General features: G+C 41.9%; 8 protein-coding genes and 1 riboswitch. All 8 genes read left to right on the top strand.

What is annotated here, in order from left to right:
• The first annotated feature begins 1 nt into the window (after window position 1).
• The 8 genes from EKM98_RS04560 to ligA all read left to right on the top strand — a co-directional run bounded on the left by EKM98_RS04560 (window position 2) and on the right by ligA (window position 11,738).
• Window positions 2–1,192 (top strand): phosphoglycerate dehydrogenase, encoded by a 1,191-nt coding sequence (locus EKM98_RS04560; RefSeq protein WP_125980905.1) that lies wholly within the window; start codon window positions 2–4, stop codon window positions 1,190–1,192.
• A gap of 268 nt (window positions 1,193–1,460) precedes the next feature.
• The gene (locus EKM98_RS04555; protein ID WP_125980903.1) at window positions 1,461–2,423 is read left to right on the top strand and encodes an aromatic acid exporter family protein; all 963 of its coding nucleotides are present in this window, start codon (window positions 1,461–1,463) and stop codon (window positions 2,421–2,423) included.
• Window positions 2,424–2,440: 17 nt separating this feature from the next.
• Window positions 2,441–3,073 carry a glycoside hydrolase family 73 protein gene (locus tag EKM98_RS04550; RefSeq protein WP_125980901.1) on the top strand — a complete coding sequence of 211 codons (633 nt, stop codon included), beginning with the start codon at window positions 2,441–2,443 and terminating at the stop codon, window positions 3,071–3,073.
• Window positions 3,074–3,137: 64 nt separating this feature from the next.
• Window positions 3,138–3,237, top strand: a riboswitch (purine riboswitch).
• A 53-nt stretch (window positions 3,238–3,290) separates the two neighbouring features.
• Window positions 3,291–3,887, top strand: coding sequence for a xanthine phosphoribosyltransferase (locus EKM98_RS04545; protein ID WP_125980899.1), 597 nt, complete (start codon window positions 3,291–3,293; stop codon window positions 3,885–3,887).
• Between the two features lie 182 nt (window positions 3,888–4,069).
• On the top strand, window positions 4,070–5,194 hold the full coding sequence (locus EKM98_RS04540) for a 5-(carboxyamino)imidazole ribonucleotide synthase (protein ID WP_225418524.1): 1,125 nt from the start codon (window positions 4,070–4,072) through the stop codon (window positions 5,192–5,194).
• Window positions 5,195–5,353: 159 nt separating this feature from the next.
• Complete coding sequence (gene purB, locus EKM98_RS04535; RefSeq protein WP_125980897.1) at window positions 5,354–6,655, top strand: adenylosuccinate lyase; 1,302 nt, start codon at window positions 5,354–5,356, stop codon at window positions 6,653–6,655.
• A 751-nt stretch (window positions 6,656–7,406) separates the two neighbouring features.
• The gene (gene pcrA, locus EKM98_RS04530; RefSeq protein ID WP_125980895.1) at window positions 7,407–9,671 is read left to right on the top strand and encodes a DNA helicase PcrA; all 2,265 of its coding nucleotides are present in this window, start codon (window positions 7,407–7,409) and stop codon (window positions 9,669–9,671) included.
• A gap of 36 nt (window positions 9,672–9,707) precedes the next feature.
• Complete coding sequence (ligA, locus tag EKM98_RS04525) at window positions 9,708–11,738, top strand: NAD-dependent DNA ligase LigA (protein WP_125980893.1); 2,031 nt, start codon at window positions 9,708–9,710, stop codon at window positions 11,736–11,738.
• Window positions 11,739–12,017 lie beyond the last annotated feature (279 nt).

Genomic DNA, 12,017 nt, shown 5'->3' with positions numbered 1-12,017 from the left:
CATGACATATCAGATTGTAGCATCGACGACTGTATCACCAGATGGTATTGCCCTTTTTGACCAGAAAAATTATCACATTGATTATGGTGAACAACCTAAAAAGGATACTGCTGGTTTACTGATTCGTAGTGTTGATTTGCACCAAACGCCATTACCAGATGATTTAATTACCATTGGGCGGGCTGGCGTTGGTGTGAATAATATTCCTTTAGCTGAAGCGGCTGCGAAGGGAATTGTTGTCTTTAATGCGCCTGGCGCCAACGCAAATGGGGTTAAAGAGTTAGTTTTTGCGGCTTTAACGATTGGTGCTCGGCCAATGTTGGCTGGTTCGAAATGGGTCAGCAATTTAAAAGGTGACGATATCGGCGTTCAGGTTGAAAAGGGTAAAAAGGCCTACGTTGGGACTGAACTTTTAGGCAAGAAACTTGGTGTTATTGGTTTAGGTCACGTCGGGGGCTTAGTTGCCAATGGTGCGTCATCCCAGGCTTTTGGAATGCACGTTGTTGGTTATGATCCTTACATTGCAGTGGATACGGCTTGGCATTTATCACACCATATTAAACACGCCGCGGATTTAAAGGGTGTTTTAGAGGATAGTGATTACGTCACGATTCATGTTCCCTTAACAAATGAAACTAAGGAAATGTTGAACGCCGATGCAATTGCAATGATGAAACCAGGTAGTGTTTTACTTAATTTTGCCCGGGATGATGTGATTGATGAAGATGCCATTATTGCCGCACTTGATCGAGGTCATTTACGGAGATACATTACTGATTTTGCGTCACCAAAACTTATCCATCATCCGAAGGTTACCGTTTTTCCACATATTGGTGGTTCAACGACTGCAGCGGAAACCAATAGCGCCAAAATGGTTGTTCAAACGATGAAAACTTACTTAGAAACTGGTAATATTAGAAACTCAGTGACTTTTCCAGATACGGATATGCAGTTTGCGTCACCATTACGGTTAACTTTGATTCATAAAAACGTACCCAATATGGTCGGCAAAATGACTGGCGTTTTATCGAATTATGAGTTGAACATTGTCAACATGATGAACCGTAGTCAAGGTGATTACGCGTACACCATGATTGATTTAGATCAAGTTGACCCCAAACGATTACAAAAGATTGCTGCCAAAATGGCTCAGATTGACGATGTGATTCGCGTTCGAGTTTTATCACACTAAGACGGCTGGCTTCTATATTACTAATCGTGGGTGGCCACTTTTACGCGCGTTTGTGCCAAATTAGTCGGGTGAATGCTAGTAAAAATATTTTCCTAACTAGTTTGGTGTAAACGTACTTGGAGATCTAAACTACTAGCGTTGGTGTAGCGAAAATTAATACAATTCTTAAAGAGAATGTTTAAGGGAATCTAAACCTTTAAAACATTCTCTTTTTTTAGGTGCATCTAGCGGCTGACTTTGCTAAGCTATTATAGAAGGGGTGGCAAAGATGCAAATTGGATTACGAACTATAAAAACTGCCTTAGGGGCTGTCATTGCAATGGTTATCGCCTATGAATTTCATTTATCTTATTGGGCAACGGCCGGAATTGTAACGATTTTAAGTGTTCAAAATACAACTAAATATTCATTTCGCTTAGCTGGTTCACGAATAATTTCGGCCGGCTTAGCGTTTTTAATTGCAACCTTAAGTTTCCGATTTTTAGGATTTAATCCGTGGGCCTACGGTATCTTCCTACTGATTTTTATCCCTTTGGCCATGCGATTACAGTTGCAAGAAGGGATTGTAGTCAGCGCCGTTTTAGTCACGCACTTTCTCTTGCAGCGAAGTTATAGTTGGCACTGGATTAGTAACGAATTAGCGTTATTGTTAATTGGGGTTGGTGTCGCTTTGGTGTTTAATTTATTTATGCCGTCATTACAATCACAAATTAAAGGTTTTCAGCGACTTACAGAAGATGATCTAACTAATATTTTAAAAAATATGCAGGCTCAATTTACTGGTGAAAAAACGGCTACCGATACTTGGACACGTCTGGGCCATTTATTAAATACAATTCGGACTGGGCGTGAGTGGTCGAACCGGCAACAGGACAACCAACTTTTCATCGAAAACGATTTTTACCGGTCGTATTTTGAAATGCGCCGTAATCAATACGAGATGTTGCGGCAAATGCAAACCAACCTTGATTTGATCAATTTACCACTAGCTCAAAGTGAACACGTTGAAGTTTTACTGGAGAAGGCCGCCAATGCAGTTGCTACACCAAACGCGGCCAAGCACTTGGTAAAGACCGTTGTCAAGATCCAGAGTGATTTTGACGGGCAACCACTGCCAACCACGCGGGAAGAATTTGAAAATCGAGCGCACTTGTATTTATTTCTGTTAGATTTTGAAACGTTATTGACGTTAAAGGCTGATTTTTACGAAAAGGTAACTTGGGTTCGCTAAGAAAGTAATGGTGAATAGTGGCGAAAAAAAGACGTAATCGCAAAAAAATAGCAATTAAATTACCGCAAATTATTATGGGCTGCTTTTGTGCACTACTTTTAGTGGTGGCGGGGGTACGTTTATTGGGTGAGCAAGCACGGATAGATGTGGCTGACCAAAATGTGAATAACCAGGCTGAAGTCCAGCAGAATCGGCAGGCTTTTATTAAGAAATTGGCACCGGAGGCAAAGCGCCTACAGCAAACTTACCATGTATTGCCAAGCATTACTTTGGCCCAGGCAATTCTTGAGTCGGACTGGGGTACCAGCCAATTAGCGACTAATTACCATAATCTATTTGGTGTGAAAGGTACTGATCCCAATCAGACCAAAGTGATGTTGACTAAAGAATACCGTAATGGACAGTGGGTAGAAATTCGCGGGCGTTTTCAAATCTACGCCAACGATCAGGCGTCACTAGCGGCCCACGCAGCGCTATTGGCCAATGGGACGAGCTGGAATACAAATCAATATCAACATGTCATTAGTGCCACTAATTATCGTACTGCGGCGGCAGCATTAAAGCAGGACGGTTATGCGACTGATCCAGACTACCCGGCCAAGCTAATTAATCTAATTAAAACGTACGATTTAGAGCAGTATGATCAGTAATTCACGGGGCTTTGCCGCAGTTGTTATTCATAAATAACTATGCTAAAGTAAAGCCAATCTAAAAAGCAATTTTTTCCGGCAAACTTATATAAATGTCTAATAATGGGGGACAAGTTTCTACCCAGAACCGTAAATTCTGGACTATAAGTGAAGACGCTTCTTTACTTGTAGTGTAAAAAGGCGCTTTTTTTATCTAATTACAGAAGGGGTGTATTGAATGAAGTTACTTGAGGATCGGATTAAACGAGATGGAAAGGTGTTAAAAGGTAACGTTTTAAAGGTTGATAACTTTTTAAACCATCAAGTTGATCCTGATTTAATGTTTGAAATGGGTGAGGAATTTGCTCGCTTATTCCGTGGTGAAGGGATTACTAAGATTTTGACGGTGGAATCATCTGGGATTGCACCAGCCATTTTGACCGGCTTGCAGTTGCACGTCCCGGTAGTCTTTGCCCGTAAGCATAAGAGCCTTACGTTGGTGAATGATATGTATACTTCAACGGTTTATTCTTACACTAAAAAAGTAAGTAACGAGATTGCAATTTCAAAGAAGTTTTTGGCGGATACAGATAAGGTCTTAATCATTGACGACTTTTTGGCCAACGGACAGGCAGTTGCGGGGTTAATTGATATCTGTGAACAGGCCGGCGCGGTAATTGATGGTGTGGGGATTGCGATTGAAAAAACGTTCCAACGTGGTCATGAATTAATTGCGGAAAAACAAATTCGGTTAGAATCTTTGGCTAAGATTACGGCGTTTAAAGACGGTAAAGTCGTTTTTGAAAGCGATCAGGAAGTCAATAATGCAGACTAACAGCTTCGCCTGAACTTTTTAGCACTTTCTGGGTTTATTGCAAAAATCTGATTACGAATAGTTCACGGCATATTCTAAAATTAAACGCTTATTCTTGCCAGCGAGTCGCGATGTTAGAAGAAGATGACGGTTTAAGCAAAAAAGAGGATAATGAGTAGTATAAGTAAAGAAAGGGATCGTGAATGAATGTGGAATCGATCATTTATCCTGGTAGTACGATTGGTATTATTGGCGGCGGCGCCAATAGTAAGCTTTTGGCCTTAACTGCTAAAAAAATGGGCTTTCGGGTAGGTATCTTAACCGACAAAATGAATAGCCCGGCAGCAAGTGTCGCGGACTTTACTGAAGTTGGTGATATGAGCGATGTTACCAATTTACAAAAATTGGCTCAATTTTGTGAGGTACTAACTTACGAATACGAAAATACCGATACAACGGCTCTTGATTTGTTGCAAAACGTTTATTTACCGCAAAAGACTGATATATTATCGATCATGCAGGATCGGCAACTAGAAAAGGTCTTTTTGGACGAACACAATATTAACATTGCGCCTTACGCTACGATTGTTGGGTTAGATGACGTTTATGCGGCCGTTGATTCGATTGGCTACCCTTGTGTTTTGAAGCCCGTTCAGCGGGGCATTGGCAGTCAATTTCAACGGGTGATCTACAATGAGGATGATATTGCAAAAAGTGCGGATTATCTGACAACAGGTACTTATATTTTAGAATCTTGGGTACCTTTTGAGCGGGAACTTTCCGTTATGGTTGCTAAGGATGCACAACAGAACGTTGTCACCTTGCCGGTTTGTGAGAACGTTTATCATGGCCGGCATTTATTTGAGTCAATTACGCCGGCTCGAATTGACGCCGCGACAACCGTTGAAGTGGAACGAATTGCTAAAACGTTGGCCCAAAGTATTACTTACGTTGGTGTGTTTGGTGTTGAGTTTTTCTTAACGGCCTCAGGCACACTTTACGTTAAACGAATCGTGCCTTGTCCGCATACCTCAGGCAATATTTTTAATGAAGCAACTCAGGTTTCGCAATACGAGTTACATATCCGTGCAATTTGTAATTGGCCGTTGCCTGTTCCACAGTTGGTTAGTCCTGCAGTGAGCGTTACGATTCCGGAACGCTTGTTGAAGGCAACCTATACGCAAGTTATGATTAAACCAAATTGGCATTTTTATTATTACTTAGCCAATGGCAGCCAAGCCGACAGTCGGGTTGGTCACGTCACCATTTTGACCCAAGACTTGAAGCAAACGCTGGAAGCTATCTATGACACTGAAATTTGGAATTAGGAAGTTTTTGAAATGAATATTTATTTAGCTGACATGACGTTAAATACTTGTTTATAAACGTACTTTATTAAATACGTTAACTGATATCGTTAAATAATAGTTATGCTGCAGTATTATCGGATTCTTTTGTTACTAGACAAATAAAAAGTGAGGTTAATTATGCTAGCGCGTTATACTCGCCCAGAAATGGGACAAATTTGGACCGATCAGAATAAGTATCAGGCATGGCTTGAAGTTGAAATTTTGGCTGATGAGGCTTGGGCACAACTTGGTGAGATTCCTAAAGAAGACGCCGTTAAGATTCGGCAAAATGCCACTTTTGATACGCAACGAATTGCCGAAATTGAAAAGAAGACTAAGCATGATGTTGTTGCCTTTACCCGGGATGTCTCCGAAAGCTTAGGACCTGAAAAAAAGTGGATTCACTATGGTTTAACTTCGACGGACGTTGTGGATACGGCTTACGGTTATCTGATGAAGCAGGCTAACAAAATCTTACGTGAGGATTTAGATCACATTATTGCGGTACTGGCTAAACAGGCCAAAACTTACAAGTACACTGTTATGATGGGGCGAACGCACGGTGTTCATGCCGAGCCGACTACTTTTGGTTTACGAATGGCGCAGTGGTACGCTGAAATGAAACGCAACCGCGAACGTTTTGAGCATGCTGCTGCCGGTGTTGAGGCTGGTAAAATCAGTGGTGCAGTAGGGACATTTGCCAATATTCCACCTGAAATTGAAGCTTACGTAACAAAACAGCTGGGTATTCGGGCGCAAGATATCTCAACCCAGGTATTGCCGCGTGATTTACACGCTGAATATATTGCCACAATGGCGCTTATTGCCACTTCAGTTGAAAAATTTGCCACGGAAATTCGTTCACTTCAACGAACTGAAATCCATGAAGTCGAAGAATTTTTTGCAGCGGGGCAAAAAGGTTCTTCGGCAATGCCGCATAAGCGTAATCCAATTGGTTCTGAGAACGTTACTGGGTTAGCGCGCGTTATTCGCGGGCACATGATCACGGCCTATGAGGATGTTAGTCTGTGGCATGATCGTGATATTTCGCATTCTTCAGCCGAACGAATTATTCTTCCCGATACGACGGAATTATTAGACTACATTTTACATCGTTTTAGTAAAATCATTGAAACGTTAACTGTTTTTCCAGAAAAAATGCGTTCAAACATGGATGTGACTTACGGCCTGATTTATAGTCAGCGCGTAATGCTGAAGCTGATTGATAATGGGATGAGCCGGGAAGCTGCCTATGATTTAGTGCAACCAAAGACGGCCGTAGCGTGGGATGAAAAGAAGGCCTTCCGACCATTACTTGAAGCCGATCCAAAAATTACGTCGGCCTTAAACGCCAAGGATTTAGATGATGCGTTTGATTATCACTGGCATTTGCGCAACGTTGATACAATTTTTGATCGCGTGGGCTTGGGAGAAGACTAGAGAGTGTTTGAAAAAGCGTTCAGATTCTGAGGATTACTAGCGATGTCGATCGGACTAAGATGAAACAAAGTCCGAATCGCAGCCTAGATTGACGAATAATTCACGTAGTGGATTATTTGGCGATCGTAGCTACTACTTCGCAATTGAGGATTATTAGCACAAAACGCTAATAATCTTGATGCGTTATACGTTGTCCATTCGACTACTACTTCGCAATTACGGTTAGTTATTCGCAAGAAACGCAAATAACTCATGATGCTACGAATGTTGTCTATTCTTGTGGCAAAGTTCATGCCGCAAGAACTAGCAAGGCGAAAATCGCCAAGTTGAAACATGGCAACCGCAGGAATCAGCCTTTTCAAACACGTTTTCATCAGATTGGTCAGGAAAATGCCAATAAAGGTGTTCGTCAATCTAGGTTAAGCGCAGGAATCTGCTTTTTCAGACACGTTTTCATCAGATTGGTCAGGAGAATGCCAATAAAGGTATTTTTCAAACCCGGTCTAAATTGACGAACAATTCATGAAATGAATTATTCGGTGTTAGTGTTAAGTAAAATAGAGTTAGGGCAAAATGTTTATTTTGCCCTAACTCTATTTTTATTGTACTTAAACTGGCGGATTTTAGTGGATTCTTTAGAGAAGTTTTAAGCGATATTTGCTATAATGAGTGAGATGAATTTGAGTGTTCAGTGCTTAATTTTCAGTGCACTAATATGTAGTAGATAAACAGAGGGGATTGAATAATTAGTATGTCCAAAATGAGTTTGTTGGAGAATATGAATGGCAAACAGCAAGAGGCAGTAGAATATACTGAAGGCCCACTCCTCATTATGGCGGGAGCTGGTTCTGGTAAAACGCGGGTTGTTACGCACCGAATTGCTTACTTAATTGAAGAGATGGCAGTTGCGCCGTGGCATATTTTGGCGATTACTTTTACCAATAAGGCGGCTCGCGAAATGCGCGAACGTGTGGCGGGTTTGTTAGATGAACGAGCAAAGTCAGTTTGGGTATCAACCTTTCACGCATTATGTGTCCGTATTTTACGTCGCGATATTGATAAATTAGGTGGTTACGCCCGATCATTTACTATTGCCGATCCTGGGGAACAATCGATTCTAATGCGCCGAATTTTAACGCAACAAAATATTGATCCAAAAAAATTCACACCACGTTCCGTTTTAAGTGCAATTTCTGGTGCCAAGAATGAATTACAAACGCCCAAAGCCTTTGCTGCCACTGCTAGCTCACCATTTGAAAAAATTGTGGCCCAGTGTTATGGACCATACCAAAATGAGTTAGAGGCCAACCAGGCGCTGGATTTTGATGATTTGATTATGTTAACGGTGGAGCTTTTTCAGAAGTCACCGGAGACCTTGGATTACTACCAGACTAAGTTTAAGTACGTCCACGTCGATGAATACCAGGATACTAACCAAGCACAATACACCTTGGTTAATCTGTTGGCTAAAAAATACCGTAACCTTTGTGTTGTCGGTGATGCCGACCAGAGTATCTACGGTTGGCGTGGCGCTAATATGGAAAATATTATGAACTTTAAGAAGGACTACGCTGACGCTAAAGTTGTTTTACTTGAACAGAATTACCGTTCAACCAAAACTATTTTGCAGGCAGCTAACGCGGTGATCAACAATAATACTTATCGGGAACCGAAGAAACTCTGGACTGAAAATTCAGATGGCGAGCCAATTTCCTATTATCGTGGCCAAAATGAGCAGGACGAGGCTCATTTTGTGGTTAGTAAGGTTCAAGAAGAAATGGAAGCAAAGCAATATCAGTACGGGGATTTTGCTGTTTTATACCGAACTAACGCCCAATCACGGACAATTGAAGAGAGTTTTGTTAAGGCCAACATTCCGTATAAAATGATTGGCGGGCATAAGTTCTATGATCGTAAAGAAATTAAGGATATTTTGGCGTACTTGCGCGTTATTGTTAACGCCGAGGATTCAATTGATTTTGAACGGGTAGTTAATACGCCAAAACGTGGAATTGGTACCGGAACGTTAGATAAATTGCGGGGTTTCGCTGATTATAATCGCTGGTCCTTACTAGATGCAGCGAAAAATGTTGCTTTAGCGGATAACATTTCGGCCCGACCACGAAAAACGTTGAGTACGTTTGCGAAGATAATGATTGGCCTCCAAGAAAAAAAGGATGAATTAAGTGTTACGGAATTAACGAACGAAATGCTTGATCAGTCCGGTTACTTAGAAGCTTTAAAAAAGGAAAAGACCCTAGAGGCACAAAGTCGGGTCGAAAACATTCAAGAATTCTTATCCGTTACCAAAGAGTTTGATGATTCTTATCAACCTGATGAGGATTCGGATAGTGACCGTTTTGTTGATTTCCTGACGGATCTGGCGTTAGTTTCTGATCAAGATGACGTGGAAGACGAGAGTAGTGAAGTTACTTTAATGACGTTGCATGCGGCCAAAGGTCTTGAGTTTCCAGTTGTCTTTATGATGGGAATGGAAGAAGGTATTTTTCCACTTTCACGGGCGTTATTGGAAGATGATCAGTTAGAAGAAGAGCGTCGCCTGGCTTACGTTGGAATAACGCGGGCTAAAACTAAGTTATATTTAACCAACGCTTATTCCCGCATGTTATACGGGCGAACACAGAGTAATCCAGCCTCACGTTTTGTTGGTGAGATTAATGATGATCTATTGAAGTTTGAAAACGGAACTGCCGGCAGCCAAATAACTGAAAGCAAGCTACCATTCAGTAATATGCGCCGGAATAATAGTTATACTCGAGCAACCGCAACAACGTACCAATCGAAGGCTACGGTCGCTAAAAATAGTGGCACTGGTGCTGATAGTGTCAGTTGGACGGCCGGCGATAAGGTGACTCACCGCAAATGGGGTGAAGGCACGGTTGTTAAGGTTAATGGCAGTGGCACTGATACCGAACTTGATATTGCGTTTAAATCGCAAGGTATCAAGCGTCTATTAGCTTCTTTTGCACCAATCGAGAAGGTTGTTACCCAGTAAGGGAGGTGACACGAATAGTTTTACTATTCGTGATTTATGGCGTTAATTAAACCAATTAGTCAGTATTCAGAACAAGAGGCAAGTGACGCGGCAGTTAAGCTGCGAACCACTTTAAATAACTGGAGTCGTGCGTATTATACGGCGGACAAACCAGTTGTTGAGGATCACATTTATGATGAAAATTACCGTGACTTGCAAACTTTAGAAAATGAATTTCCATCCATTATTACGCCGGATTCACCGACACAGCGGGTTGGGGGCCAAGTTTTACCCGGTTTTAATAAAGTTGCCCATGATAGCCCAATGCTTTCAATGGGAGATGTCTTTTCTAAAACTGAGTTAGCTGATTTTGATCGGCGGCTCAGAAAAACGTACCCAACAGATTTCGATTATAACGTCGAGCTTAAAATTGATGGTCTGGCCATTTCATTGATTTATCAAGATGGTGTTTTTGTTCGTGGAGCGACACGTGGTAATGGAACGATTGGCGAAGATATCACGCAGAATCTAAAAACAATTTCGTCAATTCCGTTACGACTAACCAAGCCGGTTTCCATTGAGGTTCGCGGTGAATGTTACATGCCTAAAAAGGCCTTTGCGGATTTAAATGTCCGACGTGAAGCTAACGGTGAAGAAAACTTTGCTAATCCGCGTAATGCGGCGGCTGGTAGTCTCCGCCAGTTGGATTCCCGGGTGGCCGCTAGTCGGCAATTATCCACTTGGTTGTATACTTTAACGACGTTTGATGATCTTGAAGTAACAACGCAGTCAGAGGCATTGAAAACTTTGACCGAGCTAGGCTTTAAGGTTAATTCCAATTATCACGTTTGTCACACTATGGATGAAGTTTTTCAGTACATTGATCAGTACCAGAAACAACGCGATGAGCTTGATTATGGCATTGATGGGATTGTTTTAAAGGTAAATGATTTGGCCTTGCAACGCCAAATGGGCAATACCGTTAAGGTTCCGCGTTGGGAAATTGCTTACAAATTTCCACCAGAAGAGGCGCAAACCGTTATTCACCAAATTGAATGGACGGTTGGCCGAACAGGTGTTGTGACCCCAACTGCTGTTATGGACCCGGTTCAATTAGCGGGGACGACTGTCGCGCGGGCAACCCTGCATAATGGTGACTTGATTAAGGAAAAAGATATTCGTGAAGATGATACCGTTTTGATTCATAAAGCGGGTGACATTATCCCTGAGGTTTCGGAGGTTATCCTAAGCCTACGTCCAGAAACGAGCAAACCGTACCAGATTCCAACGACTTGTCCTTCGTGTGGTAAACCGCTACAGCATTTAGATGATGAAGTTGCTTTGCGCTGCATTAATCCGATGTGTCCCGCTCAAATTCAGGAACAATTAACTCATTTTGCGTCACGTAACGCCATGAATATTGATGGTTTAGGGCCGCAAATTATTCAACAATTGTACACTAAAGGGCTTGTTCATGACGTTGCCGACTTGTATCATTTAACTTATGAACAATTGATTGTTTTGGATAAGTTTCAGGATAAATCTGCCACTAATTTGTTAAACGCAATTGCTGCGAGCAAACAAAATTCACTTGAACGTTTAATTAATGGTCTAGGAATTCGCCACGTTGGGGCCAAAATGGCGCGCTCGTTAGCGGAGTATTTTGAATCGATGGCCAAATTACAACAAAGTGATCAAGAAGAGTTAAGTGCCATTGACACGTCCGGTACAATTATTGCCAACAGCGTTTACACTTATTTTCAGACGGAAGAGGCCCAGGAACTAATCAAACAATTGGTTGCTGCGGGGGTCAATATGACTTATCTTGGACCAAAGAAGGTTGCGAAAGATACTGTGTTTAGCGGTAAAACAATTGTCTTGACCGGAACGCTTGATAATTATAAGCGTTCGGCGTTAGCAACACAGCTTGAAAATCTAGGTGCTAAAGTCACTGGAAGTGTATCTAAAAAAACTGATTTGGTAATTGCCGGAAGTGATCCTGGCAGCAAATATACCAAGGCACAAAACTTGGACATTACGATCTGGGATGAAGCAACCTTGGATGAGAATTTAAAGTCAGCGCAATAGTTTAGAAAAATAGTAAACTAAGCACGAGGAGGGCCATGCTCCAGGGTGCGGATTTCGCACTAGGAGAATGGATATCATCCGAGAATAAGATTTTGCGGTAGCGCAAAATAGACCTAAGAAATTGAGGAGGGCCATGTTTCGAGTACGCGGATTTCGCGTTAGGAGAATGGATATCATCCGAGAATAAGATTTTGCGGTAGCGCAAAATAGACCTAAGAAATTGAGGAGGGCCATGTTTCGAGTACGCGGATTTCGCGTTAGGAGAATGGATATCATCCG

Source organism: Loigolactobacillus iwatensis (assembly GCF_003950295.1).
GTDB lineage: Bacteria > Bacillota > Bacilli > Lactobacillales > Lactobacillaceae > Loigolactobacillus > Loigolactobacillus iwatensis.
Note: the sequence above shows the minus strand (reverse complement) of the source record. Positions and strands in the feature narration are given on the sequence as shown.